The 25,027-nt window shown below is 66.6% G+C and carries 31 protein-coding genes; 11 read left to right on the forward strand and 20 right to left on the reverse strand.

Annotation, left to right across the window (positions count from 1 at the left end; all coding sequences use genetic code 11):
- The first annotated feature begins 88 nt into the window (after positions 1-88).
- The 3 genes from cysK (at position 89) to KBY95_RS12810 (ending at position 1,909) form a co-directional block, all read left to right on the forward strand.
- Positions 89-1,069: a cysteine synthase A gene (cysK, locus tag KBY95_RS12800; protein WP_254965468.1), complete on the forward strand. Its 981-nt coding sequence runs from the start codon at positions 89-91 to the stop codon at positions 1,067-1,069.
- A 37-nt stretch (positions 1,070-1,106) separates the two neighbouring features.
- Positions 1,107-1,532, forward strand: coding sequence for a hypothetical protein (locus tag KBY95_RS12805; RefSeq protein ID WP_254965470.1), 426 nt, complete (start codon positions 1,107-1,109; stop codon positions 1,530-1,532).
- Positions 1,533-1,627: 95 nt separating this feature from the next.
- Positions 1,628-1,909, forward strand: coding sequence for a 2Fe-2S iron-sulfur cluster-binding protein (locus KBY95_RS12810; protein ID WP_254965472.1), 282 nt, complete (start codon positions 1,628-1,630; stop codon positions 1,907-1,909).
- 15 nt (positions 1,910-1,924) lie between these two features.
- Here the strand turns inward: KBY95_RS12810 and gorA are convergent, their stop codons facing one another.
- Genes gorA through KBY95_RS12825 form a run of 3 tightly spaced genes read right to left on the reverse strand, consistent with a single transcriptional unit; the run spans position 1,925 to position 4,219 of the window.
- Positions 1,925-3,283 (reverse strand): glutathione-disulfide reductase, encoded by a 1,359-nt coding sequence (gene gorA / locus KBY95_RS12815; protein WP_254965474.1) that lies wholly within the window; start codon positions 3,281-3,283, stop codon positions 1,925-1,927.
- Positions 3,280-3,936: a pentapeptide repeat-containing protein gene (locus KBY95_RS12820; protein ID WP_254965476.1), complete on the reverse strand. Its 657-nt coding sequence runs from the start codon at positions 3,934-3,936 to the stop codon at positions 3,280-3,282. Before KBY95_RS12820 ends, gorA begins: the two co-directional genes overlap by 4 nt.
- On the reverse strand, positions 3,914-4,219 hold the full coding sequence (locus KBY95_RS12825) for a metalloregulator ArsR/SmtB family transcription factor (RefSeq protein ID WP_216905208.1): 306 nt from the start codon (positions 4,217-4,219) through the stop codon (positions 3,914-3,916). The genes KBY95_RS12820 and KBY95_RS12825 overlap by 23 nt, the downstream gene beginning before the upstream one ends.
- A 146-nt stretch (positions 4,220-4,365) precedes the next feature.
- Here KBY95_RS12825 and acsF point away from each other — a divergent pair, with 146 nt between their 5' ends.
- Positions 4,366-5,418, forward strand: a complete 1,053-nt coding sequence (gene acsF / locus KBY95_RS12830; RefSeq protein WP_254965478.1) for a magnesium-protoporphyrin IX monomethyl ester (oxidative) cyclase — start codon at positions 4,366-4,368, stop codon at positions 5,416-5,418.
- Between the two features lie 50 nt (positions 5,419-5,468).
- Positions 5,469-6,158: a long-chain fatty aldehyde decarbonylase gene (locus tag KBY95_RS12835; RefSeq protein ID WP_254965480.1), complete on the forward strand. Its 690-nt coding sequence runs from the start codon at positions 5,469-5,471 to the stop codon at positions 6,156-6,158.
- A gap of 13 nt (positions 6,159-6,171) precedes the next feature.
- Here the strand turns inward: KBY95_RS12835 and KBY95_RS12840 are convergent, their stop codons facing one another.
- Positions 6,172-7,101: an L-lactate dehydrogenase gene (locus KBY95_RS12840; protein ID WP_396095023.1), complete on the reverse strand. Its 930-nt coding sequence runs from the start codon at positions 7,099-7,101 to the stop codon at positions 6,172-6,174.
- A 103-nt stretch (positions 7,102-7,204) separates the two neighbouring features.
- A complete protein-coding gene (locus KBY95_RS12845; protein ID WP_254965484.1) occupies positions 7,205-7,624 on the reverse strand; it encodes a tellurite resistance TerB family protein in 420 nt (139 codons plus the stop codon).
- A 438-nt stretch (positions 7,625-8,062) separates the two neighbouring features.
- On the opposite strand from KBY95_RS12845, the gene KBY95_RS12850 reads away from it, so the two are divergent.
- Positions 8,063-9,448, forward strand: coding sequence for a hypothetical protein (locus KBY95_RS12850; RefSeq protein ID WP_254965486.1), 1,386 nt, complete (start codon positions 8,063-8,065; stop codon positions 9,446-9,448).
- 233 nt (positions 9,449-9,681) lie between these two features.
- On the opposite strand, the gene KBY95_RS12855 is transcribed toward KBY95_RS12850, so the two are convergent.
- Positions 9,682-10,125 (reverse strand): hypothetical protein, encoded by a 444-nt coding sequence (locus tag KBY95_RS12855; RefSeq protein ID WP_254965488.1) that lies wholly within the window; start codon positions 10,123-10,125, stop codon positions 9,682-9,684.
- A gap of 140 nt (positions 10,126-10,265) precedes the next feature.
- Between KBY95_RS12855 and KBY95_RS12860 the strand changes: the two genes are divergently transcribed.
- Entirely contained in the window at positions 10,266-10,991 is a 726-nt protein-coding gene (locus KBY95_RS12860; RefSeq protein ID WP_254965490.1) for a biliverdin-producing heme oxygenase, read from the forward strand.
- Positions 10,992-11,029: 38 nt separating this feature from the next.
- Positions 11,030-12,400 (forward strand): oxygen-independent coproporphyrinogen III oxidase, encoded by a 1,371-nt coding sequence (hemN, locus tag KBY95_RS12865; RefSeq protein WP_254965492.1) that lies wholly within the window; start codon positions 11,030-11,032, stop codon positions 12,398-12,400.
- Positions 12,401-12,407: 7 nt separating this feature from the next.
- Here the strand turns inward: hemN and KBY95_RS12870 are convergent, their stop codons facing one another.
- From KBY95_RS12870 to KBY95_RS12885, 4 genes are all read right to left on the reverse strand, one after another.
- Entirely contained in the window at positions 12,408-13,127 is a 720-nt protein-coding gene (locus KBY95_RS12870; RefSeq protein ID WP_254965494.1) for an SDR family NAD(P)-dependent oxidoreductase, read from the reverse strand.
- 90 nt (positions 13,128-13,217) lie between these two features.
- Positions 13,218-13,556, reverse strand: a complete 339-nt coding sequence (locus tag KBY95_RS12875; protein ID WP_254949536.1) for a P-II family nitrogen regulator — start codon at positions 13,554-13,556, stop codon at positions 13,218-13,220.
- Positions 13,553-13,906 carry a hypothetical protein gene (locus KBY95_RS12880; RefSeq protein WP_254965496.1) on the reverse strand — a complete coding sequence of 118 codons (354 nt, stop codon included), beginning with the start codon at positions 13,904-13,906 and terminating at the stop codon, positions 13,553-13,555. The genes KBY95_RS12875 and KBY95_RS12880 overlap by 4 nt, the downstream gene beginning before the upstream one ends.
- Positions 13,907-14,229: 323 nt before the next feature.
- Complete coding sequence (locus KBY95_RS12885) at positions 14,230-14,748, reverse strand: phycocyanin subunit beta (RefSeq protein WP_254965498.1); 519 nt, start codon at positions 14,746-14,748, stop codon at positions 14,230-14,232.
- Positions 14,749-14,866: 118 nt separating this feature from the next.
- On the opposite strand from KBY95_RS12885, the gene KBY95_RS12890 reads away from it, so the two are divergent.
- Genes KBY95_RS12890 through KBY95_RS12900 form a run of 3 tightly spaced genes read left to right on the forward strand, consistent with a single transcriptional unit; the run spans position 14,867 to position 17,091 of the window.
- Positions 14,867-16,162 (forward strand): glutathione S-transferase family protein, encoded by a 1,296-nt coding sequence (locus KBY95_RS12890; RefSeq protein WP_254965500.1) that lies wholly within the window; start codon positions 14,867-14,869, stop codon positions 16,160-16,162.
- Between the two features lie 26 nt (positions 16,163-16,188).
- Positions 16,189-16,767: a DUF2808 domain-containing protein gene (locus tag KBY95_RS12895; RefSeq protein WP_254965502.1), complete on the forward strand. Its 579-nt coding sequence runs from the start codon at positions 16,189-16,191 to the stop codon at positions 16,765-16,767.
- A 45-nt stretch (positions 16,768-16,812) separates the two neighbouring features.
- Complete coding sequence (locus KBY95_RS12900; protein ID WP_254965512.1) at positions 16,813-17,091, forward strand: DUF427 domain-containing protein; 279 nt, start codon at positions 16,813-16,815, stop codon at positions 17,089-17,091.
- A 13-nt stretch (positions 17,092-17,104) separates the two neighbouring features.
- Here KBY95_RS12900 and KBY95_RS12905 read toward each other — a convergent pair whose 3' ends face one another.
- The 10 genes from KBY95_RS12905 to KBY95_RS12950 form a co-directional block, all read right to left on the reverse strand.
- A complete protein-coding gene (locus tag KBY95_RS12905) occupies positions 17,105-17,251 on the reverse strand; it encodes a hypothetical protein (protein ID WP_315858928.1) in 147 nt (48 codons plus the stop codon).
- A 185-nt stretch (positions 17,252-17,436) separates the two neighbouring features.
- Positions 17,437-18,576: an NAD(P)/FAD-dependent oxidoreductase gene (locus KBY95_RS12910; RefSeq protein WP_254965515.1), complete on the reverse strand. Its 1,140-nt coding sequence runs from the start codon at positions 18,574-18,576 to the stop codon at positions 17,437-17,439.
- The gene (locus KBY95_RS12915) at positions 18,573-18,992 is read right to left on the reverse strand and encodes a tellurite resistance TerB family protein (RefSeq protein WP_254965517.1); all 420 of its coding nucleotides are present in this window, start codon (positions 18,990-18,992) and stop codon (positions 18,573-18,575) included. The genes KBY95_RS12910 and KBY95_RS12915 overlap by 4 nt, the downstream gene beginning before the upstream one ends.
- A 110-nt stretch (positions 18,993-19,102) precedes the next feature.
- Positions 19,103-19,369, reverse strand: a complete 267-nt coding sequence (locus KBY95_RS12920) for a DUF3136 domain-containing protein (protein WP_254965525.1) — start codon at positions 19,367-19,369, stop codon at positions 19,103-19,105.
- 139 nt (positions 19,370-19,508) lie between these two features.
- Positions 19,509-21,677 carry a glutamine synthetase III gene (locus KBY95_RS12925; protein ID WP_254965527.1) on the reverse strand — a complete coding sequence of 723 codons (2,169 nt, stop codon included), beginning with the start codon at positions 21,675-21,677 and terminating at the stop codon, positions 19,509-19,511.
- A gap of 107 nt (positions 21,678-21,784) precedes the next feature.
- A complete protein-coding gene (locus KBY95_RS12930; RefSeq protein ID WP_254965529.1) occupies positions 21,785-22,213 on the reverse strand; it encodes a Hepatitis C virus core protein in 429 nt (142 codons plus the stop codon).
- Positions 22,214-22,226: 13 nt separating this feature from the next.
- A complete protein-coding gene (locus tag KBY95_RS12935; RefSeq protein WP_254965531.1) occupies positions 22,227-22,592 on the reverse strand; it encodes a hypothetical protein in 366 nt (121 codons plus the stop codon).
- A gap of 71 nt (positions 22,593-22,663) precedes the next feature.
- A complete protein-coding gene (locus tag KBY95_RS12940; protein ID WP_254965533.1) occupies positions 22,664-23,356 on the reverse strand; it encodes a pirin-like bicupin family protein in 693 nt (230 codons plus the stop codon).
- Positions 23,357-23,364: 8 nt separating this feature from the next.
- Positions 23,365-23,883 (reverse strand): NADPH-dependent FMN reductase, encoded by a 519-nt coding sequence (locus KBY95_RS12945; protein ID WP_254965534.1) that lies wholly within the window; start codon positions 23,881-23,883, stop codon positions 23,365-23,367.
- A 1-nt stretch (position 23,884) separates the two neighbouring features.
- A complete protein-coding gene (locus tag KBY95_RS12950) occupies positions 23,885-24,952 on the reverse strand; it encodes an alkene reductase (protein WP_254965535.1) in 1,068 nt (355 codons plus the stop codon).
- Positions 24,953-25,027: the final 75 nt, after the last annotated feature.

Consider the following 25,027-nt stretch of genomic DNA (forward strand, 5'->3'; position numbering starts at 1 on the left):
GCCCCCGCGACGTGCCGCAGCTGCTTGACAGTCACCCGCGAACGAACGCTGTCTAAGGTGCCCATGCACCGGATCTTGCGGGAGCACCATGAGCCCCATCCATGCGGATAACAGCCTCAGCATCGGGCAGACCCCGCTGGTGCAGCTGCATCGCGTCACGGAGGGATGCGGGGCGCGGGTCCTCGCCAAGATCGAGGGACGCAATCCGGCCTATTCGGTGAAGTGCCGCATCGGTGCGGCGATGATCTGGCAGGCGGAAAAGGACGGTCTGCTGGGGCCCGGCAAGGAGCTGATCGAACCCACCAGCGGCAACACCGGCATCGCCCTGGCGTTCGTGGCCGCCTCCCGGGGCATTCCCCTCACGCTGACGATGCCGGAGACGATGAGCCTGGAGCGGCGCAAGCTGCTCACCGCTTACGGCGCCCACCTGGTCCTCACCGAAGGTCGGCTCGGCATGGGTGGAGCGATCGGCGCGGCCAAGGAGCTGGCGGAATCCGAACCGGACCGCTGGGTGATGCTGCAGCAGTTCATGAACCCGGCCAATCCCCGCATCCACCACGACACCACCGGTCCGGAAATCTGGAAGGACACCGACGGTGTGGTGGACGCCCTGGTGGCGGGTGTGGGTACCGGCGGCACCATCACCGGCGTGAGCCGCTATATCAAGACCACCCTGGGCCAACCCCTGGTGTCGGTGGCGGTGGAGCCCGCCAACAGCCCCGTCATCCGCCAGACCATCGCCGGCGAGGATCTCCGGCCCGGCCCCCACAAGATCCAGGGCATCGGCGCCGGGTTCGTGCCCGCCAACCTCGACCTGAGCCTGGTCGATCGCGTCGAGTCGGTCAGTGACGAGGAAGCGGTCTCCATGGCCCGCCGCCTCATGAAGGAGGAGGGCATCCTGGCTGGTATCTCCTGCGGCGCCGCCACGGTGGCCGCCCTGCGGCTGGCCAGGGAAAAGGCCTTCGAGGGCCGCACGATCGTGGTGGTGCTGCCCGATTCCGGCGAGCGTTATCTCAGTTCGGTGCTGTTCGAAGGGGTGTTCAATGAACGGGGCCTGGCTGCCGTCTGAGCCCACCGACCGCCCGAGCGCTTCGAAGCCACCGCCGATGAGTTATCTGCGCCAGATCATGCAGCGGCTCCACGACCGCTCCACCCCGATGCCCCCGGGTGAACGGGGTGAGGCGCCCGGACGGCTCGACGAGCATCTGGCGCTCTATGCCTCACGGCTCGATGGATGCAGCAACGCCATGCTCCAGTACGAGGCCGCCTGGCTGGAGCAGCACATCGAGAGCCTCGAACTCTGTGGACGGCAGCCCACCATGCTGGCCAGTGCCGGTGGTGCCGAACGGGTCGAAGCGCTGCTGCAGGAGAGCCTGTGCTTCCGGCAGCGACTCGACCTCTGCCGGCGGGAGCGGGGGTTGGCGGACGGTGGTGTGCGGGCCGCCGTCGTGGCCAGCGAACATGCCTGGGAACTGTCCGACCCCGCCCTGCGGCGCGCCTGGGGCTTCCCCGCCGACCCACCATCGGCCTGAGCGGGCCCTGTGCCCGCTCGCGCACGCTGTACGCCTCGATACACCCACCCGAGCCAGACTCCCCAAGGATTTCCTGCGATTCCTGCTGCGGCGCCATGGCGAGCTTCACCATCAGTCTGGAAGGGGGCAAGACCTTCACCTGCCCTGACGACACGTACATTCTCGACGCGGCCGAAGAGCAGGGCATCGATCTTCCCTACTCCTGCCGGGCCGGAGCCTGCAGCACCTGTGCCGGCAAGATCCTTTCCGGCAGCGTCGACCAGTCCGACCAGAGCTTCCTGGATGATGACCAGATCGGCGAAGGCTTCGCCCTGCTCTGTGTCAGCTACCCCCTCTCCGACTGCACCATCAAGCCGGGCGTCGAAGAGGATCTCTGAGCGGCCTGGGTCCGATCAGCCGGGCATGGTGACGAACTCCTCGGCCACCGAGGGATGCAGGGCCATGGTGCGGTCGAAGTCGGCCTTGGTGGCCCCCATGCCGATGGCGATCGCCGCCATCTGAATGATCTCGGCGCTGTGCTCGCCCACCATGTGGCAGCCCACCACCTTGTTGGTGGCGTTGTCCACGATCAGTTTCAGCAGCACCCGGGGGCCCCGGGCCGGCAGGGCCTGGGCCATGGGCCGGAAGCGGGCCCGGTGGACGCGGATGCCGTCGGCTCCGAAGCGTTCGATCGCCGCTTCCTCGCTCAGCCCCACCCCGGCCAGTTCCGGCTGGCTGAACACGGCACTGGCCACCAGGTCGTGGTTCACCTGGCGGGGCTTGTTCCCGTACACCGTGTCGGCGAAGGCGCGGCCTTCATCCACCGCCACCGGCGTCAGGTTGATCCGATCGGTCACGTCGCCGACCGCATGGATGTGGGGCACGTTGGTGGTCTGGTCGGCATCCACCGGGATGCGGTGGCCTTCCACCGCCACGCCGGCACACTCCAGCTGCAGCCCGTCGAGGAAAGGCCGGCGGCCCGTGGCCAGCAGCACGCCGCCACAGGGCAGCACCTCACCGCTCTGGGTGACGAGTTCCAGGGCTCCGGGAACGCCGGTGATGCAGGCGGGGCTGTGGGCGAAGCGGATCTCGATGCCTTCGGCCTCCATGGCCTCCTGCACGGCCGCGGAGGCCTCCCGATCGAAGCCCCGCAGCAGATGGTCGCCCCGCACCAGCAGGGTCACCGCCACCCCCAGGCCATGCAGGATGCAGGCGAACTCACAGGCGATGAAGCCGGCCCCCACCACCACCACCTGGTCGGGGAAGCGTTCCTGCAGGAACATGTCGTCGCTCACCCAGCCCAGTTCGGCCCCGGGGAACACGGGGCGGTGCGGGCGGCCGCCGGCGGCGATCAGGATCCGATCCCCCTTGAGCCGTCGGCTGGTGGAGGATCCATGGACCACCTCGATGTGGTGGGGATCGGCGAACCGGCCCCAGCCCCGCACCAGCTCGACACCGGCCTTCTCCAGCAAGCTGATGTGGAGATCATTGAGCCGGTCCACTTCGCGGCGCACGTTCGCGAGCAGCACCGAGGCGTCGGGCCGGAAGCCATCCAGCTGCCAGCCGTAGCTGGCCGCATCGGCCAGCAGGTGCCGGTAGGCCGAGCCGTAGACGAGCAGCTTCTTGGGCACGCAGCCGCGGATCACGCAGGTGCCCCCCACCCGGTCGCCTTCCACGATTGCCACCGAGGCCCCGTAGGAGGCCGCCCGCTTGGCGGCGGCCAGGCCACCGGAGCCCGCCCCCAGGACGATCAGATCGAAGCAGTCGGTCATGGCAGCAGGGCGTCGTGGAGCAGGGTTCCATCCAGCATGGCGTCCCGGAGATCGGTGTCCCGCAGGTCGCAGCCGCTCAGGTCGGCGTCGCGCAGATCGGCCCCCTCCATGTTGGCGCCGTAGAGGCAGGCGCCGCGAAGGTCACTGCCCTGCAGCAGGGCCCCCTGCAGCAGGGCGAAGCTGAGATCGGCCCCCTGGAAATCGGCCCCGCCCAGGTCGGTGCGTTGGTCGAGCCCCCCCCGGAAGTCGGCCTCCACGAGCCGGGCGGCCCGCCAGCGGCTGTGGGCCCCCAGCACGCCCCGCAGGCAACAGCGGTGCATCAGGGCGCCGCCGAAATCGGCCCCCTGCAGCCGGGCCGCCGACAGGTCGGCGTCGTGCCAGAAGGAGCCGCCGGCCGCCATGGCCGAGAGGTCGGCCCCCCAGAGCAGGGCCTGCTGGAAGCAGGCACCCTCCACGTTGGCGCCTGCCAGGCGGGCATGGCCGAACCGCCCTTCCTTGAAGCAGCCACCGCTCAGGTTGCAGTCGCCCAGATCGAGGGCGACCCCATCGAGATCCCCCAGCCGCAGGCCGGCGAAGTCGCGTCGTCCCTCACCCAGGGCACGTTTGAGGGCGTCCAGGTCAGCGGGGAGGTCAGAGGATGGCCGCAAGGGCATCGAGTTGCTGGCGGCGGGAGGCGAGCATCAGCTTTCTGGCCTGAACCAGGAGCTGGAAGACGCCCTTGTCGATCACTTCATAGAACACCAGGCTGCCTTCGGGACGGCGGCGCACCACGCCGGCGATGGTGAGCAGCTTGAGATGCTTGGACACCAGGGCCTGGCTGAGGCCGGTCTTCTCGACGACGGCGGTGACATTCAGCGGGCCGGGACGCAGGGTCTCGAGCACGGTGAGGCGGTTGGGCTCGGAGAACACCTTGAAATAGTCGGCCAGGGATTCCATCGACCGCTCCAGCGGCTGGGATGGGGGTGATGGTACCACGCTGTCGTCTCAGACCAGTCATGCAGAATCGTGAAAACAACCTTCTGCATCAACCAGACCACGTAGTATCACGTTGTCGTTATGACGTGAAGCACGTCGCCACCCTGATGACAGCCACCCTCTCCTCCGCTGCCGCGGCCCCCTCCGTTGCCACGCCGGCCGCCCCGCACCTGCGCGAGGACCTGCTGACGCCGCGCTTCTACACGACCCAGATCGCCAAGGCGGCCCGCACCGACCTGGAGCAGCAACGGCCGGCCTTCGACGCGATGCTGGCCGAAATGGAGGCGGACTACAACCGGGAGCATTTCGATCGCAAGGCACCGCTGGATCGGCTCCGGGATCTCAGCCCCGAGGAGAAGCAGGCCTATGAGAGCTACCTGGTGCGCTCCTGCGTCTCGGAGTTCTCCGGATTCCTGCTGTTCAAGGAACTCTCCCGCCGGCTGTTCCAGGCGCAGCGTCCGGAGATGGGGCGGCTGTTCCAGCTGATGGCCCGGGATGAGGCCCGCCATGCCGGCTTCCTCAACCGGGCCCTGGTGGCCGAGGGCATCGAGATCGACCTGCCCAGCCTGAGCACCAAGCGACCGATCACCTGGTTCCCCCTGAGCTGGGTGCTCTACAGCGTCTTCCTGTCGGAAAAGATCGGCTACTGGCGCTACATCCTGATCGACCGCCATCTCAAGGCCCACCCCGACAGCAACTTCGCGCCCCTGTTCGATTTCTTCGAACCCTGGTGCCAGGACGAGAACCGCCATGGCGACATCTTCAACATGCTGATCCGCTGCTGGCCAGGCCTGCGCCAGGGGTTTCGCGGCAAGTTGCTGAGTCGCTTCTTTCTCTGGTCGGTGTTTCTCACCCACAGCCTCACGGTGTGTGAGCGCGGCGACTTCTACCGGATCCTGGGCATGGATCCAGAGGCCTTCGATGCGGAGGTGATGCGCCAGACCAATCGCACGGCCCGCCGTGCCTTCCCCTGGGTGTTTGATCTGGAGAACGGCCAGTTCATCGCCCTTCGCGATCGCCTCGTCGCCTGCTTCCAGGAGATGGGCGTCGCCCGCCGCGAGGGGGCCTCCCCCATGCGCCAGCTCGGCCTGAAGCTGCGCTTCGGCGGGCTGCTGTGGCGCCAGTTCTTCCAGCCGATGCTGCGGGTGGAAACGGCCTGAGCGCGGCCCGACAGCGGCCATTCCGGATCAGTCTCCTTGCTCTTTCTCCCATGCCCCAGCCCCATCTGAGTCCCGCCTACTGCGAGGCCTACAGCCGCATCAACGCCCTGGTGATCGTGGGTGAGGGCTTGGCGGACAGCCACTTCCGCCTGCTGGCCGCTTTGCTGCCGGAGGACAGGCAGGAGTTGCAGCGGCTCGCGGCGATGGAGGGGCGCCATGCCCGCGACTTCGCTGGCTGCGGCAAGGAGCTGGGGATCCGCCCGGATCTGCCGCTGGCGCAGCGGCTGTTCGCGCCCCTGCACCGGTTGTTTCGCGAGGCGGTGGCAACGGGCGATCGGGTCAGCGCCCTGGTGATTCAGTGCCTGATCGTGGAGAGTTTCGCCGTGGCGGCCTATCGCTGCTACCAGCCGGTGGCCGATGCCTATGCCGCCCCGATCATCCAGACGGTGCTGGACGATGAGGCCGAACACCTTGATTACGGCCAGCGCTGGCTGGCGGCCTGGTTCCCCGAGGTGGCAGCCCCGCTGGCATCCTGTTGTGAGCGCGCCGTGCCGATCGTGCTCGCCATGCTCCAGTCCGTCCGTGCCGATCTCACGGCCATCGGCATCGACCCCGGCGAGCTGGTGGGCGAATTCGTGGGCTGTTTCCAGGAAGCGATTGAGGCGGTCGGCTTCGAGCCGCGCCAGGCCCGGGGGCTGGTGGCGCGGTTGGCGGGCCAGGCGGTGGAGCTGGCTCTTTAGGGGGCGCCACTGCTCAGAACCCCGCCTCGTCAAGCATCCCGCGCAGCAGTTCAGCGCTGCCAAGCAGTTGTGCCATTTCCGGCTCGGTGAGGGCCATCTGCACCAGGGCGGCCGCGCCGCTGTCGTTGACGATCGTGGGCAGGCTGAGGCAGACATCGGGCAGGCCGTAGTGGCCGTGGCTGCGGCTGCTGACGGTGAGCATCTGGTCCTTGCTGCGCAGCACCGCCTCGACGATCTCGGCGGTGGCCAGTCCGATCGCCCAGGAGGTGCTGCCCTTGAGCCGGATGATCGCGTAGGCCGCCTGGCGCACCTCGCTGTGGAACAACTCCTGGAGCTCAGGATCCGCCAGGGTGCGGCTGCCTTCCCAGCCGCCATCGACCAGCCCCGAGCCAGCCACCACCACCCGGCTCCACACCGGCACCTCCGAATCGCCGTGTTCGCCGATCACATAGGCCTGGACGTCATGGGGATCGATCCCCAGCCGGCGACTGATGGCCATGCGGAAGCGCGCCGAATCCAGCACGGTCCCCGAGCCGATCACCCGGTGAGGGGGGAAGCCGCTCAGTTGGCCGGCGATGTGGGTGAGCACATCCACCGGATTGCTCACCACCAGCAGCACCGCCCGGGGGCAATGGGTGGCGATCGGTGGCACGATCTTGCGGAACAGGGCGGCGTTGCGTTCAATCAGCTCCCGCCGCGACTGGCCTGGCTGCTGGGCCACGCCGGCGGTGATCACCACCAGGTCGGCGTCCCGGCCCTCCTCCTCCACGCTCCCGGCCCGCAGGTCAGTGCGGGGCAGAAACGGCAGGCCATGGCAGAGGTCCATCACCTCCCCCTCCAGCCGGTCCTGGGCCACATCCACCAGCACCAGTTCCTCCTGGCAGCCCCGATGCAGGATGGCCACGGCGCAGGCCATGCCAACGGCACCGCAGCCCACGATCACGACTTTGCGGCCGGGCAGGGTGCGCGCCCGCGCCTGGGCGCCGGTGGGCAGCAGCAGGTTGCAGAAGGGGGCGGCTGAGGCGTTGCCGACGGCCGGGGTGAGATCAGGCAACGGTTTCGCCGATCAGAACATCGCGCTGCAGCAGCGCCAGCACCTCCTGGATCTGGGCGGCCCGGCCCGGTGGCAGCGAAAGCTCGTTGCCCAGGGTGGTGAGGAAGGTGGCCTCTTCCGGCTTCACCTCCCGATCGCATAACACCAGCTGAACGGCCAGGCCGTAGGCCACCTCCTGCTGGTCGCTGGTGAGTACTGGTATGGCCTGGCGGATCAGTTCCTGCCAGTGGTCCCGGCGAAAGAGATGCAGCAGCCCATCGATCAGCTCGCCGAAGGCCAGCGGCGTCATGCTCCGGTAAGGAGAGCGATGGACCAACTGTTCTTTGAGAATGTGGGCCTCTTCACGGCCGAAGTTGCTGTCGCAGCAAACGGCGGCCAGGGGAATGGCGGCGAAGGCCTCGGCGGGGGTCATGACTGTCCTCGATCCTTTGCATTCATTGCAGCTGTTCTGTGTGAATCAGGAAGCCAGCGCGACACAAACCTTGGCAAATTCGTTGGTGGGGGCTCCCGCCTTCCAGCAACATTTTTCCCATCTGACAGTCAAGGGAGCCCTGCCGTCAAGCGGCCTGGGACACACCCCTTGGTGATGCACGATGCGAGACCATGGTGATGGTGGCGGCGCAGCCTTCTAAAGCTAGCAGTGCCCATCTGGATGCAGCGGTGACGCAGGAAGGGGGCAATCTCTGCGTGTATTCCAAGTTCGCCCCCCACCCCCGCGCAGCTCCCGGTCCGATCCGCTTGGGCCCTTCAAGGCATTCCGCGATCTGGTGGCCTTCAAGGCAAGCACAACCATGCCAACGGCGAGCAGCATCGCGATGCTGCCGACGACAAGGCCGGCTGGAGCGATGGGGTGGAAGGCCCTAGCCATGAGTCCCAGATAGCAAAGCAGCCCATCCGCTCCCATGCCGAGGCGGGGATCGACTGGAGCGTGTTGCGGCGGCTGATCGCCTCCACGGCGAGCCTGGCCTTAGCTTCAGGAGTGAAATTGCTGTTGATGCCACTGCCCATGCCGAGAGCAATGGTGGTCACTAAACCCATGGCCTATTCGCTGGTGGTGGCCTCCGCCGGCGCATTTCTAAAGAATCACACCCCCAACTATGGGTGGTGCAGGAGCATCCCAGACCTCCGGTCTCTGCTGTTGAAAACCCATGCTGAACTCGCCTTTGAGACTGTTACCTCAGTCATGCGTCCATCTCTGCATATCGAGAAGGAGCTTGGACATGCCTGCGGAGAAGCATGCTTGCATCTCTATTATGACTTGGCTTACTTCTCAGCATTGCTTTTTGGTGTTCTGTTGTTATCGAGATACCTTTTCCGTATCCTTGAAGCGCCAGCGCAACTCCCGCATCAGCAGCGCTGGGCGCGATGGATTCTGTTCATTTTACCCATCTATATCATTCTGTTCTCAGGCGGGTCCTTTGTCGACGCTGTATACCCAGCTGCCATCATAGGCCTGCTTGCATTGATTCACTTGGGTGGTGGTAAACCTGTCTCCATTTCGGTTGGCGTTTCCGTTGGCCTGCTTGCGCTTTTCTTCGCATTCAATGCGGACATGTCAAGGCCCTATGCTCCTTATGTCCTGGTATTGATTCTTGTCTCATCGCTGCTGAATAGAAAATTACTGGTGTCTTTGGGGCTGTTGCTTGGGCTCCTTCTGGCCTCCCCATACCACATCAATCAGTATCGCTTGATTAATACATTTATGCTAACGAATTACACGGGTTGCAATCTTGCAGAGGTCTTCGTGCGTGCACCGAATCTCAAAGGCGGTATAGATATGTCGGTGCACAGTGGAATCGAAGTGGCTGAGTATTGCAAAGAAAATCAGCATATTATCAAGAACTATATCCTGTCTAACCCATTGAGCGCCTTGGGGGACATTCTGGAGCCCCAGCGTCTGGCAAGGATTGTTTTTCCGGCACCCTTTTCGCCATGGAAGTACATCCAGCTTCCCAGCCCAGCAGCAGGGCTTGAGGAGGCCTTGCAGTGGCTCATGTGGGGAGCTCTTTGCATTTTTCTCTACTACCCTCTGGCGCGCATGATTCTTGCCAATATCATGAAAAGCGTAAGTCAAAGAGCCTTGCTATTCTCAGCGTTGGCCTGCTTCGCGCCTCTCCTCTTTACGATTGTGGGAAATGGCGGACAGGAGGCAGGCCGTCTCAGCTTGGCCTATATTCTGCCTTTGGCATTCTTTTATTCCTGGCTGCAATCAAAACAAGCTCTAGATAGCCATTAGTGTGGTTTCAACCCAAGGCGGAGACTTTGGGAGTCTCTGTCTTGCTCTCCAGCTCCTCGTTACGAACTGCAGGCAGATAGACACCAACTCAGGCAAGGGGACGCCAGCGATTCTGATTGGTAGGAGACCCTTCGTTCAAAAGGACACGCTTCTACCCTTGATCTGGCCCTGCTGCAGCTGAGGGGCCTGGCCGATCAGGCATTGGATCGACGGAAGCCAACCTTTTGCAGGCCCTACCCAGAGGCTGGCCGTCCCCAGGTCCTTATGGAGTCATTGCCGCTGCCCGTGTTGCTGGCTGGCGCCAGGGGCGGCAGTCGGCTTGCCCGTTCCTGAAGCCAGGTTGTCGGCACGGCGAGGCTTCCGGTGCAGCCGCCGAAGCGCAGCTGCAGCCAGGTGATCACCGCCGCTTCGCCGGCCACAATCGCCTCGATGGGCTTCTCGCTTGGGCGGCGCTCGTCACCTTTCCCTGGAGGGTGGCTGAAGGCCGGCCTCAGACAGAGCTCCTCCACCAGATCCGGCCCCAGGTACCAGAGCTCCACGGCCGCTCCCTTGCACTGCCGGCGTTCCACAATCAGTTCACGCAGCTGGCCGTCCTCGCTGAGCTGGCCCAGCGGAGCCACGAGAAAGGACAGGGAGCGTGTGGGCTCGGTGGTCGAGGCCTGGGGGGTGGCGGACATGGCGGTGTGCGTGGTGAGGGGCGGCGGATGCGGGGGTTGCAACGAAATTGTTGCCACAGAAGCATGTAACAACAGTACCGTTATAGCGTATGTATCAGCGCCCTGCGCTGACCCACGTTTTCTCTCTGGCACCGATCCCCATGACCACGGCCATCCCCACAGCGATCCCCGAAGCCATCTCCGACCATGCCAGGCCCGCCGATGTGATGGCGCGCAAGGGTTTCGGCCCCAGGGTGCGTCGGCTTCATGCCCGCATCGGCGCCGCCCACCACCAGGCCGAGGGCATGACCTTCTCCCGGTCCCTGCTGGAGGGCCAGGCCAGTCCCCGGCAGCTGGCGGCCCTGATCCGTGCCCTTGCCCCCGCCTACGACCTGCTCGAGGCGGACGGCCCCGAGCTGGCCTCCGCCCTTGGGGCGGAAGCCTTCCCCTGGGCCGACCTGGCCCGCCGCCAGGCCCTGCGGGAGGACGTCGCCATGTTGGGCGCCATCCCGGCCACACCGGCCTCAGCCGCAGCCCACGACTGGCTGAATCAGCTGCGCGGCCTGGCCCGCCAGGCGCCGCACCGCTTCATGGCCCACGTCTATGTGCGTTACGGCGGCGATCTCTCCGGTGGCCAGCAACTGGCTGAGAAGGCCACGGCCATTCTCTCGAGCCATGGCCTGGCCAGCCTGAAGTTCTGGGAGTTCCAGCGCCCCATCGCCGAGCTGAAGCAGGCGCTGCACGACGCCTTTGAGCAGCTCGACCTCAGCGAGGTGGAAGAGGAGGAGCTGCTGGAGGAATCGGTGGTCGCCTTCCTCGCCACCCAGCGGCTGCTGGCGGAGCTGGCCGCTCTGGAGACGCCCGCGCCTGCCAGCACCGAGGCCTGATCACTCCAAACCGTCCCGTTCCACCCTCCATTCCTCCCATGACCCCAGTGGCCACCGTTGCATCGCCCGGCGCCATCACGATCGATCTGCTGCTCAAGCACGACCGGCCCGTGCCCCGTTACACGAGCTACCCCACGGCTGCGGCCTTCCACGGGGGTGTCACGGCGGCCGATCTGGAGGCCCAGCTGGCCCGCCCCACGGACGAGGCGCTGTCGCTTTACGTGCATGTGCCCTTCTGCCGCAACGCCTGCTGGTTCTGCGGCTGCAACCGCATCACCACCGGCGCCGGTTCGAAGGTGGTGGGTCCCTACCTGGACGCCCTGGCCGCTGAACTGGAGCTGATCACGCGCCATTCCGCCCAGCGGCGACGCCTCGCCCAGCTCCATTGGGGCGGGGGCACCCCCAATTACCTGACGATCCCCGAGCGCGAGAGCCTCTGGCGGTTGATCGAGCGTCACTTCGATCTCGAGGACAACCTGGAGGCCTCCATCGAAGTCAATCCGGAGGCCCTCAGCCGGGAGGACGTCGTTGCACTGCGCCGCCTGGGCTTCACCCGGATCAGCTTCGGCATACAGGATGCCGACCCCCTGGTGCAGCAGGCGGTGAATCGGGTGGTGCCGGTCGACCAGCTGCGCCGGGCCATGGCCTGGATGCGGGAGGCGGACTTCGACAGCGTCAACGTGGATCTGATCTGCGGTCTGCCGCTCCAGACCCCGGAGCGTTTCGACGCCACCCTGGCGCTGGTTCAGGACCTGCGCCCCGATCGGGTGTCCCTGTTCTCCTTCGCTTACCTCCCCGATCAGCTGCCCCTGCAGCGCAAGATCGCGCGCGAGGAGCTGCCCTCCCAGCGGCAGCGGCTGCAGATGCTGGAGAGTGCCGCCTCCCTTCTGGGTGGGTCTGGTTACGACGCCATCGGCATGGATCACTACGCCCTCTCAGGCGACAGCCTGGCCGTCGCGGCGCGGCAGGGGCGCCTGCACCGGAACTTCCAGGGCTACACCACTGGCGGGGAACTGGAGTTGCTGGGCGTGGGCCCCACGGCGATCAGCCAGTTCCCCGGCCTGTTCAGCCAGAACCAGCGTGGTCTGAAGGCCTACGCGGCCAGCATCGCCGCCGGGCAGCTGCCGGTGGAGCGGGGGCTGCTGGTCACCGATCCGGAGGTGCTGGAACGCCGCGAGCTGATCCGGGAGGTGATGTGCCATTTCCGGGTGGCGATCGAGCCGGATCGCTTCAGCCGCGAATGGGCCGATCTGACGCTGCTCGCCGACGATGGACTGGTGCGGCTGAGCCAGGTCGATGGCCGGGGCCTGGTGGAGGTGACCAACTCGGGCCGCTGGTTGATTCGCACCGTGGCGGCCGTGTTCGATCCCACCCAGCGCAGGGCGGCCTCCGGATCGCGGCTGATCTGAGCCGGCCTCAGAGCTCCAGCACGCAGTTGATCTTCAGCTCGAAGGGCACGGCGCTGGCGGGCAGCCTCAGCAACTGGGCCGTGAGGGAGGCCAGATCCTCGGGCTGGGTCATGGCCTCGGCGGGGAGTGCCGTCACCCGGGAGGCCATGCGGGTGTTCACCCAGCCTGGGCAGATCGCTGTCACCCGGATGCCAGCGTCCCAGCCCTCGATACGCATCGACTGGCACAGGGCCATCAGGGCAAACTTGCTGCAGGGGTACGCCGCCAGCGGCCCCTTCACCCGCTGGCCGCTCATTGACACCAGGGTGATCACCCGGCCGTCGCCACTGGCCACCAGCGCCGGCCAGGCGGCCCTGGTCAGCCACCAGGGTCCCATCAGATTCACGCGCCATAGCGCTTCGATCTCCTGCTCCTGGCCAGCCTCGAACAGCAGACCGACCCTGGAGAACACCCCGGCGCAGTGGATCAGCCCGTCGATGGCGCCGAACTGGGCCAGGGTCGCCGCCACCCAGGTGCTCGCCTGGCTGGGGTCGCCGGCGTCGTAGGCCTGCAGCAGCATCCGGTCGGGCTGCAGGCGGGAGGCCTCCCGGAGCGGGCCTTCCGGCAGACCGGCTGGATCCCGCACCCCCAGGCTGAGCCGATGCCCCTCGGCCAGGGCCCTTTCAGCGATGGCGCGGCCGATGCCCCGGCTGGCGCCGCTGATCAACAGGGTGCGGGGCTGGGCCACGGCCGGCGCGTACGGGGGAGGTCATGAAAAAGGAGCCAGCCATCCCGGCCAGCTCCTGTTGATCGGCTCGCTGATGCTGGGGCCGCTTCTTCAGAGGGTGGCTTCGCCGGATTCGCCGGTGCGGATCCGAACCACCGACTCCACGGGGGTGACAAAAAGCTTGCCGTCGCCGATTTCACCGGTGTGGGCAGCTTCGGTGATGGCGGCGATCGCCGCCTCCAGCTTGGCGGAAGGGACAACGATCTCAATCCTGGCCTTGGGGAGAAACTCGACGGTGAACTCCGTACCCCGATAGCGCTCGACCTGGCCTTTCTGGCGACCGAATCCGCGCGAGTCGGTGACCGTCATGCCGATGATGTCGAGGGCCACGAGGGCTGTCTTGATGGCATCGACCTTGGAAGGGCGAACCATTGCCGTGATCATTTTCATGGATTTGAAGGCCTCAGTTTGGTCATTGGGTCGTACGCCTCTTCTCCGTTGAAGACGAAGTTGAGTCCGCGTTCTTCCTCCTCTTCGCCACTGACGCGAAGGGGCATCAGTGCACCGAGAATCTTCGAAATGATAGCAGTTCCCAAGGCCAGTATCCCGTCGCTGAGGAGAATGGCTTTCGGCCTGTTGAAAATCAGGCCAATGTCACCAGACATCGCCATAAGCGCCCTGACCACATCTGTGGATAGGCAGCCTAGAAGTATCGAACAACCGGCGAACTGAAAGGAAAACTCGCTATCCAACCAGAGGCAAGAGATAGGCTTCTTGATGGTGCCCTCAGGATCACCCATGGGATGGTGATGCAGCCGCTTGTGGGTGGGCCAGGGGTGTGGTGAACGCCAACAGGAGCGTCCTCCCCTTAACCGATGGTGGCGAAGGTGGCCTTTGGGAGAGCGTCTGGTCGTCGCTGGGGACGCAGGGTCATCCGCCGGGGGTCAAAGCATCGGGGGTTGGGTGAAATCGATGAAATATCGAAGGCAACCTTCAGTGCAGGCGAAGCGGGGCCGTGTAGCGAAAATGACAAACCAGCCGTCCGGCCAGCGAACGGTCACAAAAAAGCCGGGAGAAACTCCCGGCGATGTGGGTTGATGGCTGACCGTTAGACCGACCCCAATCAGGCGACGGCCGCGGCGGCGCGATCGAAGTAGGTGCCCACTTCGGACATCAGGGCCGCGCAGTCGCCCTGGGTGATGCCATTGCGATCGCCGGCGATGGCGATGGAAGCCTCCTTCATCTTGCGGATGCCTTCGGCCACGGAAGCGCCGGGGACGCCGAGGGCCAGGTAGGTCTCACGCAGACCGTTGAGGCAACGATCTTCCAGGACGGAAGCGTCACCGGTGAAGATCGCGTAGGTGATGTAGCGCAGAACGATCTCCATATCGCGCAGGCAGGCGGCCATGCGGCGATGGGTGTAAGCGTTGCCGCCGGGGGCGATCAGGGCCGGCTGCTGGTCGAACAGATCGCGGGCCGCGTTGGTGACGATCTTGGAGGCGTTGGAGGTGATGCGGTTGACGGTGTCCATCCGCTTGTTGCTCTCGGCCACCATGGCTCCCAGGGCATCGATCTGACCGGGGCTGAGGAATTCGCCGCGGGCATCGGCTTGGGCGACGAGCTTGGTGAAGGCGTCGAACATGGGGTCGCTGGAAGGCGTGGATCAACCAACTTTAGGTTCGTAGTCCGTGCCGGTGCGAGGGCCGGGGTGGGTGTTGCCAAGGGGGTCTGTCTAGGCTGATCGGCCCCATTCCCCTTGCATGGCCGGCTCCGTGTCTGAGCTTTTCGAGCCCCTGGACTGGGCGGCGCTGGCCTCCGAAGCGGCGCCAGTTCTGGCGACGCCGGCCTTCGTGGATCCCGCCGCAGGTCCCACCAGCGCCCAGGCCCAGCAGCGCCTTTTCGGCCGCCCGGCAGGGGAGATCCGCGTCACGCTGTACCGGGATCACCACGCTTGGTGCCCCTACTGCCAGAAGGTCTGGCTGTGGCTGGAGGAGCGGCGGATTCCTTATCGGATCCGCAAGGTGACGATGTTCTGCTATGGGCAGAAGGAGCCCTGGTACACCGACCTGGTGCGGGGCGGCATGCTGCCGGCCCTTGAGCTGGATGGCCGTCTGGTCACCGAGAGTGATCGCATTCTGGAGGTCCTTGAGACGGCCTTCGGTCCCCTGGGGCTGGGGATGAACGCGCGCGAGGCGCTTCCCCTGCGCCAGCTGGAGCGTCAGTTGTTCCGGGCCTGGTGCCAATGGCTCTGCGTCCCGAGCCGTGGCGCCGCTGAGGAGGCCCGGGGCCAGCAGGGCTTCGAGCGCTTCGCCGAACGCTTCGCGATCGCCCTCGCCGCCGACCCCGGACCGTTTCTGCTGGGGGACCTGGGCACGGTGGACCTGATTTTCGTGCCCTACCTCGAGCGGATGAACGCCAGCCTGGCCTACTACAAGGGCTTCCTCCTCCGGGAGCGCTACCCCGCCATCGACCGCTGGTTCGACGCCCTTGAGCGGCGCTCCACCTACCTGGGCACCCAGAGCGACTTCCACACCCATGCCCACGACCTCCCTCCCCAGATGGGGGGCTGTCACGCCAGTGGCACGCCGGAGCAGCGGGATCTGGCCCAGCGGATCGACGCCGGCCCCTGGCCCGTGCTGGTCCACCCTGGAGCTGACCCCGAAACCAGCCAGCGCGAGCCGGCCGAGGCGGCGGGCGTGGCCCTGGCCAGGGTGCTGCGGCACCGGAACACCCTGCTGGCACGCAACCCCCTGGGCCCGGAAGGTCTGGATCGGGCGTTGCGCTGTGCGCTCACCCGCCTGATCACAGACAGGCCATGCCCACCACCGGCCGGGTCGGCCAGGGGGCTGCGCTACCTGCGTGATCGCATCAGCGTGCCCAGGGACATGCCGCTGCACGCCGCCCGTCTGCTGCGCCGATCCCTGGAGTTCACCGCCTGCCTGGATCCAGCCGATCCCTCGGCTCAGGGGGAGCCGATTCCGGTTCAGCATCGCCGCGACCAGGATCCGTCGCCCTTCCTGGCCGGTGCGAACCCCTCTGAAGCAGCGTCCCTCTAGCGTGAGTTGTGAAGCTTGAGGTGGCCATGGCACGTCCTCCGCGGCGCAGGCTCTCGGCGAAGAACGGCGCCATCCTGCCGGTGGCAACCCTCTCACTGCTGCTGGCCTGGTGCGCGCCACCAGGCGCCCACGCCCTTGAGCTGGGGGGGCGCACCCAGTTCGTGCGGGCCCCCTGGAAAGTGGTCCTCACCAGCTACACCACCAATGTGGGCCAATCCCCGGCTGAGTACTTCTTCACCCTCAGCCTCGATGGGCAGGCGGGTGCTTCTCTCGGCGGCCTGACCATTCAGCAGACCCGCGGTGCCGACTGGCAATTCCCCTTCGCCGTCGAGCGGACCCGGGCCTTCCTGGGCGTTCCGCGCCGCGAGGGTCGTCCCATTCCGGTACGAGCCAGCTTCGAGCCTGCCTCCCGACTCTTCACCCTCAGCTTCCCTGAGCCCGTTCCCCCCGGCGCCACCGTCACGGTGTCCTTGCGGCCCTGGTTCAACCCCATCCAGGCCGATACCTACCTGTTTCAGGTGACGGCGATTCCCTTCGGCCCCAACCCCTTACCCAGTCCCGTGGGGGTGGGCACCCTGCGGATCTACCAGCCCAAGGACTGGTAAGAGGTCGGAGGGCGCCAGAATGGCGCTTCTTCGACGGCGTCAACGATGCAGGCCAGCTGGAACGGAACGGTGATCGCCAGCAGCGAGGACATTGTGACGGTGGAAGGCAACGCCTATTTCCCGGCGGAGTCGCTGGATGCCGCCTGCATCCGGCCTTCGAGCCATCGCTCCGTCTGCGGCTGGAAAGGGGAAGCCCACTACTACGACCTGGTGGTGGACGGCAAGGAAAACGCCAATGCCGTCTGGTACTACCCGGAGCCGAAGCAGGCCGCCAGCAACATCCGTGGCCGGGTGGCCTTCTGGAAAGGGGTGACGGTGCGCTGAGACCCTCAGGTCCTCAGGTGCCGGGATAGCGCAGGGTGCGCCATTCGCCGCTCAGGGTGCTCACTTCCACGCCGATGCCCACCGGTCCTTGCACGGGGCCGAATTCTTCCTGCCACCAGTGCAGGGCCTCGCTCCAGGCCGCATCCAGGGACTCGTACAAGTCGTCAAGGATGGGATGGGGCTCACCCTGCTGATCCACCAGCCGGTAGGTCCGGCAGGACTGGGAATGGCCACGAACACGGGTCTGAGGTAAGGAGATCGCCACGTCTTGCCTCGATACAGGAATGGCATTCTGCCCCCTGTGCCAGATCGGAACTGTCACCTTCACAACATCTTTCGGTGTCGCTACGGCAGATGGGCCCCGGCAGGGTCGCGGCTGGGGGGGCGTCTGCGGCCCGTGCGGTGGCTGACCTGGCGGCTGCGCTCCTGGTAGCGGTGCACCACCGGCAGCCTTTCGTCCTGATAACTCCGCAGGGCCAGCACGGGGGTGGCGGAGGCGCCGGGTGCGAGCCACGAGGCCAGGGCCACCGCATCTTCCAGTCCCGCCGTCATCCCCCGGGCCTGGGATGAGCTCATGGCATGGGCGGCGTCGCCGATCAGGGCCACCCGCCCCGCCACGAACGCCGGCAGGGGGTCGATGTCATACGACCAGTTCGCGACCACCCCTTCCGGGGCCGTGGCGCTGATGATCGCGGCGGCATCGGCGGGAAGTTTGGCGAGGGCGGCGGCCGGCACCCCTTCCTCCAGCAGCTTCTGCCGGGTGCCGCGGTCGTCGGGGAGCGCCTCCTCCTGGAAGAAGCCCCAGTGGGTGCGTCCGTTCCCTTCCCCATCGGGGCCCAGATCGAAGAAGTTGGCGTAGATGCCCCGGCCACGGGCGTAGACGAAGAAATCCCCGTTGCTGCAGAAGGTCTCGTCCGTCACCACCCCACGCCAGACCCGATCCCCGAGGTACTGCAAGCGGCGATCGGAGCGGAGCAGGGTGGCCACCTTGGAGAAGATCCCGTCGGCCCCGATCAGCAGATCGCCCGTCCATGGCGGGCCCTCGGCGAACCGCGCCTCAACGCCCGTGTCGCTCTGGCTCCAGCGGACGAGCGAGCGACTGCCCTGGAAACAGGCGGGATCGAGATGGCGCCAGAGAGCGTCGAGGATGGCGCGGCGGTGAATCAGCAGCGACGGCAGGTCGCCGGCTTCCCGTTCGGCCGGGCTGGCTTCGATCAGATCACCCCTGAGGTTGCGGAAGACGAACCGCTGCACGGGATGGCCGCCGGCCAACAGGTCGTCCAGCAGGCCAGGGATGGCGGCCGCGGCCACCGCCTCGACGCCACTCTTGACCAGCAGGATGCCGCAACCTTCGGTGCGCAGCAGCGGTGAACGCTCAAACAGGGTGACCCTGTGGCCCTTGCGCTGCAGGATCAAGGCGAGCAGCAGGCCGGAGCTGCCGGCCCCCACCACGGCGATGCGAAGGCCGGTGGGGGCGGAACTCATGCGCTCACGGCAGGCTCCAGGATGCTGGCATGGAGGACGTCCATCACCGCGAGGACCTTGCTGGTTTCCTCCGGATCGAGGCGCAGGGTGGCGGCCAGGTCGGCGAGGATCTTCTGTTCCTGCTCCTGCAAAGGGCCGTCGGAGCGCATGATCTCCGCCGCCACGGCGTAGGCCGTGTGGCGCTGGCGGTCATCGAGCACGGCAGCGGCTTCCTCCATCAGCCCGATCGAACCCTTGGCCCGCAGGCCCTGAAGCAGGGTGTCCATCAGGGTGATCATGTCCTTGTCACTGCGTCCCCTGAAGGGGGCGCGGTAATCCAGGGCGTGGCGCAGGGCCCGAGTGCCCGCCATGGTGAGAGCGCCATCCCAGGAGACGGCGGCGAGAGCGACCGCGGCGAAGGCCGTAGGTGCGTCCATGAACAACGTCGAAAGCAGGAGAACACCCGTCATCGTTCGCCCCAGGGGTGCCTGTCAGTGGCCGATGTGACCGAATCCACGAAAGAGTCCCCGCCTCCGCTCTCCGATGCTCAGCGCTTGGAGGCCGAAGTCCCGCCGCTGCCGCTCTCCCGCCACAGCTTCAGATAGAGGGCATCGGGTTCCTGGTAGCGGGCCGGACGGCAGTCGTGCAGGCGGGCCAGCTGCTGCCAGCAGACGGTGCGCTGCACGTTCTTGAGGCTCTTGCCTTCCCGCACCAGCATCCCCATGGCCCGGCAGTAGGAGCCGTAGTGATCTTCGAGGTCCCTTAGTTCGGGGGATCCGTCGGCGGCAGGGAGCTGGTCGGCTGGAGGGCTCATCGGTCGACTCCAGCACCTCCCCTGACGGCCCGACTGTGCCGAAGGGAACCAAGCGTGCAGAACGTGAGGTGCCGCCCGCCGGGAGGCCCAAAAAAAGGAGGGCCCCGTAAGGCCCTCCCGCTGCTGAGACCTGGGGGGCTCAGCGGATGAACAGCATCTCCTGGTAGGAGGGCAGGGGCCAGAGGTTGTCGTCGACCAGGGCCTCAAGACCATCGACCGCTTCCCGCAGCTGGTGCATCAGGGGCATCAGGGTGTCAGCGGAGTAACGCATGTGCGCCATGGTGCCGTGGGGAGCCTGGCTGATGGCACTTTCGAGCGCACTGCTGAGTTCCATCGACTTGGCGCTGAGGGACGCGACCTTGTGCTGGGTTTCCGGGGACACCTGAAGGCCCATCGCCGTCTGCAGCTGCAGGGAACTGGCCAGTTCACCCAGGTAGCGCATGGCGGCCGGGTAGATCTGGGTCTGGGCGATCTGCACGGCCAGCTTGGCCTCCACGTCGATGGCCAGCACGTACTGCTCGGCATAGACCTCAAAGCGGCTCTCCAGCTCCAGGGGGCTGAGGACACCCTGGCTGGCAAACAGGTCGCGGATTTCAGGCCGCTGCAGCACCGGCAGGGAATCAGCGGTGGTGGGCAGGTTCTCCAGGCCCCGCTCCTCCACGGCCATCCGGTGCCATTCGCTGGAGTAGCCGTCGCCCCCGAAGACCACATTGCCGTGGTCGGTCATGATCTGCTTGAGCACGGAGAAGGCGGCACCGGGCAGGCTTTCGCCCGCGGCCATCTTCTGCTCCAGCTGGTCGCTCACGTAGGCGAGCGAGTCGGCCAGGATCGTGTTCATGGTCACCAGGGGCCCCGCCACCGACTGGTTGGAGCCAACGGCTCGGAACTCGAAGCGGTTGCCGGTGAAGGCGAAGGGGGAGGTGCGGTTGCGGTCGCCGGGATCCTTGGGGAATTCCGGCAGGGTGTCGACGCCCAGCTGCATGACGCCGGCATGGGTGGAGCCCGTCACGTCCCCTTCCTTGATCTGGCGGAAGACGTCTTCGAGCTGGCTGCCCAGGTAGACGGAGATGATTGCCGGTGGTGCTTCGTTGGCACCGAGGCGGTGATCGTTGCCGGCGGTGGCCACCACGGCCCGCATCAGGGGTCCGAACTTGTGCACCCCGCGGATCACGGCGCCGCAGAACAGCAGGAACTGCATGTTCTCGTGGGGGGTGTTGCCCGGATCCAGAAGGTTCCCCTGGGTGGGGTTGCCCACCGACCAGTTGACGTGCTTGCCGGAACCATTGATGCCCTCAAAGGGTTTCTCATGCAGCAGGCAGTTCATCCCATGGCGCCGCGCCGTGCTCTTGAGGATGGTCATCGTGAGCTGCTGGTGGTCGGTGGCCACGTTGGCCGCCTCGAAGAACGGGGCGATCTCGAACTGACCAGGCGCCACCTCGTTGTGGCGCGTCTTGGCAGGGATCCCCAGCTTGTACATCTGGCGTTCCACGTCCTGCATGAACACCTGCACCCGCTGGGGGATGGCGCCGAAGTAGTGGTCGTCGAACTGCTGGCCCTTGGCGGAGGGCTTGCCGAAGAGGGTGCGGCCGGCCAGCAGCAGGTCGGGACGCAGGGGCACGTAGGCGCTGTCGATGAGGAAATATTCCTGTTCGGCGCCGCAGCTAGAGTTGACCGGTGCGACATCGGTTTCACCAAGCAGCCGCAGCAGGCGTTGGGCCTGCTTGTTCATGGCGGCGTTGGAGCGCAGCAGGGGGGTTTTCTTGTCGAGGGCCTCGCCGGTCCAGGAGATGAAGACGGTGGGAATGCAGAGGGTGAGACCGTTGGGGGTCTCCATCAGGAAGGCCGGGCTGGTGATGTCCCAGGCGGTGTAGCCGCGGGCCTCGAAGGTGGTGCGGATGCCGCCGCTCGGGAAGGAGGAGCCGTCAGGTTCGCCCTGCACCAGCACCTTGCCGGTGAATTCGGTGATCACCGAGCCGTCGCCCTGCACCGAGATGAAGCCGTCGTGCTTCTCGGCGGTGGCGTTGGTGAGCGGGTAGAAGACGTGGGCGTAGTAAAGGGCACCGCGACCGGTGGCCCATTCCTTCATCGCCTGGGCCACCACGTTGGCCACCGAGACGTCGAGCTTGCCGCTTTCCCTGATGGTGCGCTGCACCGACTTGAAGATGTCCTTGGGCAGCGCTGCCTTCATCTTGGACAGGCTGAACACGTCGCTGGCCCAGAGATCATCGAGGGACTCGATGGGAGGCGTCACCACCGGAAGACGATTGTGAATCTCCTGCAGGGCGGCGAAGCGTTGGGGACTGGGCATTGGAGAGGCTTGGATTCGGCTGAGGGGTATCCAATCCTTGTGTCGGGGGCCATCGGTGGTGCCGTTGATACAGAACGCCAGGTTGCTCGGCGGCCCGGGTTGGCCCCTCAGCTCAGGTAGGAGCGGATCGACGGCCGGCACCAGAACACCAGCGCGGCCAGGGTCAGTCCCCAGACCAGGGGGGCTGCAACGGCCAGCAGGAGGCGCCCCTCGCCCACCAGCGCCATCCGCACGATGCCGTAAGCCATTTCGATGGCCAGATCGAGCGACAGCGCCACGATGGCCAGTACCTGGCCCCACAGCCGCCACTTCAGCAGCGCAATGCAGGCCACCACCCCCAGGGCCACCGCGGGCAGCACGGCGCTGGTGTAGATGGCGACATTGGCCGTTCTCCAGAAGCCCCAGAGAAGGATCGCCGCCAGGCCCAGCGGCAGGACCATCAGGTTGGTCACGAGTCCGAGCCAGGCCAGCGTGCGATAGCCGCGCGGTGGCTGCAGTTCCGCGAGGGCGTCAGGGGTCGTGAAAAGGGTCTGCATCGCAGCCATTGTCTCAGTTGCGGTCGGGCAGGGCGCCGTCCCGGTCGGATCGAAACACCAGGTCAAGGTCCGGCATGACCTGGGCCGCGATCGCCACCAGGTTTTCGAACAGTTGCTTGGTGTGGGGCGCGCCGGCCCCCATGGCCTCCCGGCTCATCAGCACCAGCTCCAGCACGGGACCATCCGCCTTGGCCTGCACATCGGCGATCAGCTGCAGCCGCAGCGTCTCGTGCTCCCCCCGGACCATGGCGCTGAGGTGGGCGGGTGAGCGATGCTCCACCTCGGCATGGAACCGCTGGATCAGGGGATCGAGCCGGCCGATGAGTTCGGGTGGCGGCAGCGGCAGCCGGGGCCTGAAAAGGAGCAGAAAACGGGCCATGGCATCCAACAGTTCCCCCCATCCTGAAGCCGTGTCGAGGTTGTGCACCAACCGGTGCCGACAAGCTCCACTCAGCGGAGTTCGAACAGCAGCAGATCCGCCCCATCGGCACCGGCCTCGAAGCTGTCCGGGGGGAGCGCAGCGAACCCCAAGCCGTCACCCCGCTGCAGCGGCCGGCCGAAGGCCGTCCCCTGGCCAGCAATCAGCTGCAGCCAGCCGCTGGCCCCAGGGGCGATGGCCAGATCCAGGTGGTCTCCCACAGCGGGCCGTGCCCGCCAGAGGCGCACCGGCCGGTTGATCGCCAGGGCGCCCTGGCGTTCGTCCGGATCCAGCAGCGGCACCCAGCCTTGGCGAAGCTGAAACGGCTTCTGGCGGTAGGCGGGGGCGTGGCCCTCCCGGTTTGGTTCGATCCAGATCTGCAGCAGGCGGCAGGCGCGCTCGCCCTGGTTCATCTCGCTGTGCACCACGCCGGTGCCAGCGCTCATCGCCTGCACTTCCCCGGCCCGAAGCACCTCGCTGTGGCCCATGGAGTCGCGATGGTTGAGTTGGCCCTCCACCATCACCGTGACGATCTCCATGTCCCGGTGCGGATGCAGGCCGAAGCCGCGGCCGGCGGCAATGGTGTCGTCGTTGATCACCCGCAGCGGCCCGTAGCCCATCCAGGCCGGATCGTGATGGTGGGAGAAGGAGAAGCTGTGCCAGCTGTCCAGCCAGTCGAGCTGGCTGTGGAACCGCTCGCCGGCAGCTCGAAAAACAAGGCTCATGGGGGTCGTCAGGGTTGGATCAGTTCCATCCGCTGCAGGCGGTGCACGATGTCGTCGATGCTGCTGTCTTTGGCGGGGTTCTGGCGGCTGCAGGAGAGCTGGCGACCGACCACATGGGCCCCGAGGTGGGCCAGCTGGATGCGCAGCACGGCCAGCACCTCCACTCCGGGCCCGCCGGAATGGGTGGCGATCGCGATCGGCCGACCATTGAACAGGGTGCGGAAGCCCTCCCCCTGGACCGACAGCCAGGCGATGGCGCTCGTCAGCACCGGCGGCAACGAGCCGTTGTATTCGGGGGCGCAGATCACCCAGCGGGGGGCGGCCCCGAGGGTCTGGCTGAGCGTGCCCACGGCGGCGGGGAGGCCGGCTTCGGCATGGGTGCGGGGGTTGTAGAGCGGCAGGGAGAGGGCCGTGAGGTCGAGCACCTCCGCCCCCATGCCGCGGGCGCGAGCAGCGGCGGCAAACCGTTGCGAGAGTGCCAGGTTGTCGCCGTTGCTGGCGCTCAGCACCAGAAGATCGGTGGCCATCTCAGGCGGGCTCCAGGAAGGGATAGTCGGTGTAGCCGGCAGGACCGGCGGTGTAAAAGGAGGCCGGGTCGGGTTCCTGCAGGGGCGCACCGCGGCGGAACCGTTCGGGCAGGTCGGGGTTGGCCAGGAACGCCGTGCCGAAGGCCACCGCATCGAGCTGCCCGGCGGCGATCGCGCCGTTGGCCTCCTCGGCCGTGTAGCCCATGTTTCCCACCAGCACCCCGCTGAAGCCGGCCCGGATCGGAGTGAGCACATCGCCGTGCTGCTGGCCGAGGAAGTCGGCCCGCATCACGTGCAGATAGTCCAGTCCGGTGTCGTTCAGCCGCTCCGCCAGCCAGCTGGACAGTCCGATGGGGTCGCTGTCCACCATGGCGTTGTAGCCGTTCAGCGGCGAGATCCGCAGGCCCACCAGGGGAGATTCGCTGCGCACGGCCTCCAGCACTTCCAGCAGCAGCCGGGCCCGGTTGGCGATCGGTCCCCCATAGGGTCCACGGCGCCGGTTGCTGCCGTCCCGCAGGAAGGCGTCGAGCAGGTACCCGTTGGCGCCATGCACTTCCACCCCGTCGAAGCCGGCGGCGATGGCGTTGCGGGCGGCCAGCCGGAACCCGGCCACGATCGTCGGCAGTTCGTCATCGGCCAGTTCCCTGGGCACGACGTAGGGCTGCTTCCCTTCTGGGGTGTGCACCTCATCGCCGGTGATGGCGATCGGACTCGGCGCCACTGGCTGCCGGCCGTCGTTGAGCAGGGGGTGGCAAGCCCGCCCGCCATGCCAGATCTGCAGCACGATCCGCCCACCGGCGGCGTGCACCGCCTCGGTGATGAGCCGCCAGCCCTCCACCTGGGCCGGCGAATGGATGCCGGGTTCGTGCCAGAAGGCCGAATGTCCCTCCATCACCATGGTGGCCTCGGCGATCAGCAGGCCGGCGCTGGCCCGCTGCTGGTAGTAGGTGGCCATCAGGGGGCCCGGAACGTGGCCAGGTTCGGCGCGGCTGCGGGTGAGGGGAGCCATCAGCACCCGGTTGGGCAGCTCCAGGGGCCCCATCGCCAGGGGAGTGAACAGGTCGCTCATCGTGCGGAGACCGGCAGGGGGGAGCGGGAAGGTCCTGGACTGGAAGGGATCGTTAAGGTCATGGGGTGACTCTGG

The organism is Cyanobium sp. Aljojuca 7A6 (genome assembly GCF_024346455.1).
Lineage (GTDB): Bacteria > Cyanobacteriota > Cyanobacteriia > PCC-6307 > Cyanobiaceae > Cyanobium.

What these genes read in the sequence shown, in the direction of transcription:
- cysK (WP_254965468.1), top strand. Translation starts at nt 89, where the DNA reads ATGAGCCCCATCCATGCGGATAACAGCCTCAGCATCGGGCAGACCCCG.
- KBY95_RS12805 (WP_254965470.1), top strand. Translation starts at nt 1,107, where the DNA reads ATGAGTTATCTGCGCCAGATCATGCAGCGGCTCCACGACCGCTCCACC.
- KBY95_RS12810 (WP_254965472.1), top strand. Translation starts at nt 1,628, where the DNA reads ATGGCGAGCTTCACCATCAGTCTGGAAGGGGGCAAGACCTTCACCTGC.
- gorA (WP_254965474.1), bottom strand. Translation starts at nt 3,283, where the DNA reads ATGACCGACTGCTTCGATCTGATCGTCCTGGGGGCGGGCTCCGGTGGC.
- KBY95_RS12820 (WP_254965476.1), bottom strand. Translation starts at nt 3,936, where the DNA reads ATGCCCTTGCGGCCATCCTCTGACCTCCCCGCTGACCTGGACGCCCTC.
- KBY95_RS12825 (WP_216905208.1), bottom strand. Translation starts at nt 4,219, where the DNA reads ATGGAATCCCTGGCCGACTATTTCAAGGTGTTCTCCGAGCCCAACCGC.
- acsF (WP_254965478.1), top strand. Translation starts at nt 4,366, where the DNA reads ATGACAGCCACCCTCTCCTCCGCTGCCGCGGCCCCCTCCGTTGCCACG.
- KBY95_RS12835 (WP_254965480.1), top strand. Translation starts at nt 5,469, where the DNA reads ATGCCCCAGCCCCATCTGAGTCCCGCCTACTGCGAGGCCTACAGCCGC.
- KBY95_RS12845 (WP_254965484.1), bottom strand. Translation starts at nt 7,624, where the DNA reads ATGACCCCCGCCGAGGCCTTCGCCGCCATTCCCCTGGCCGCCGTTTGC.
- KBY95_RS12855 (WP_254965488.1), bottom strand. Translation starts at nt 10,125, where the DNA reads ATGTCCGCCACCCCCCAGGCCTCGACCACCGAGCCCACACGCTCCCTG.
- KBY95_RS12860 (WP_254965490.1), top strand. Translation starts at nt 10,266, where the DNA reads ATGACCACGGCCATCCCCACAGCGATCCCCGAAGCCATCTCCGACCAT.
- hemN (WP_254965492.1), top strand. Translation starts at nt 11,030, where the DNA reads ATGACCCCAGTGGCCACCGTTGCATCGCCCGGCGCCATCACGATCGAT.
- KBY95_RS12875 (WP_254949536.1), bottom strand. Translation starts at nt 13,556, where the DNA reads ATGAAAATGATCACGGCAATGGTTCGCCCTTCCAAGGTCGATGCCATC.
- KBY95_RS12880 (WP_254965496.1), bottom strand. Translation starts at nt 13,906, where the DNA reads ATGGGTGATCCTGAGGGCACCATCAAGAAGCCTATCTCTTGCCTCTGG.
- KBY95_RS12885 (WP_254965498.1), bottom strand. Translation starts at nt 14,748, where the DNA reads ATGTTCGACGCCTTCACCAAGCTCGTCGCCCAAGCCGATGCCCGCGGC.
- KBY95_RS12890 (WP_254965500.1), top strand. Translation starts at nt 14,867, where the DNA reads ATGGCCGGCTCCGTGTCTGAGCTTTTCGAGCCCCTGGACTGGGCGGCG.
- KBY95_RS12895 (WP_254965502.1), top strand. Translation starts at nt 16,189, where the DNA reads ATGGCACGTCCTCCGCGGCGCAGGCTCTCGGCGAAGAACGGCGCCATC.
- KBY95_RS12900 (WP_254965512.1), top strand. Translation starts at nt 16,813, where the DNA reads ATGCAGGCCAGCTGGAACGGAACGGTGATCGCCAGCAGCGAGGACATT.
- KBY95_RS12910 (WP_254965515.1), bottom strand. Translation starts at nt 18,576, where the DNA reads ATGAGTTCCGCCCCCACCGGCCTTCGCATCGCCGTGGTGGGGGCCGGC.
- KBY95_RS12915 (WP_254965517.1), bottom strand. Translation starts at nt 18,992, where the DNA reads ATGGACGCACCTACGGCCTTCGCCGCGGTCGCTCTCGCCGCCGTCTCC.
- KBY95_RS12920 (WP_254965525.1), bottom strand. Translation starts at nt 19,369, where the DNA reads ATGAGCCCTCCAGCCGACCAGCTCCCTGCCGCCGACGGATCCCCCGAA.
- KBY95_RS12925 (WP_254965527.1), bottom strand. Translation starts at nt 21,677, where the DNA reads ATGCCCAGTCCCCAACGCTTCGCCGCCCTGCAGGAGATTCACAATCGT.
- KBY95_RS12930 (WP_254965529.1), bottom strand. Translation starts at nt 22,213, where the DNA reads ATGCAGACCCTTTTCACGACCCCTGACGCCCTCGCGGAACTGCAGCCA.
- KBY95_RS12935 (WP_254965531.1), bottom strand. Translation starts at nt 22,592, where the DNA reads ATGGCCCGTTTTCTGCTCCTTTTCAGGCCCCGGCTGCCGCTGCCGCCA.
- KBY95_RS12940 (WP_254965533.1), bottom strand. Translation starts at nt 23,356, where the DNA reads ATGAGCCTTGTTTTTCGAGCTGCCGGCGAGCGGTTCCACAGCCAGCTC.
- KBY95_RS12945 (WP_254965534.1), bottom strand. Translation starts at nt 23,883, where the DNA reads ATGGCCACCGATCTTCTGGTGCTGAGCGCCAGCAACGGCGACAACCTG.
- KBY95_RS12950 (WP_254965535.1), bottom strand. Translation starts at nt 24,952, where the DNA reads ATGAGCGACCTGTTCACTCCCCTGGCGATGGGGCCCCTGGAGCTGCCC.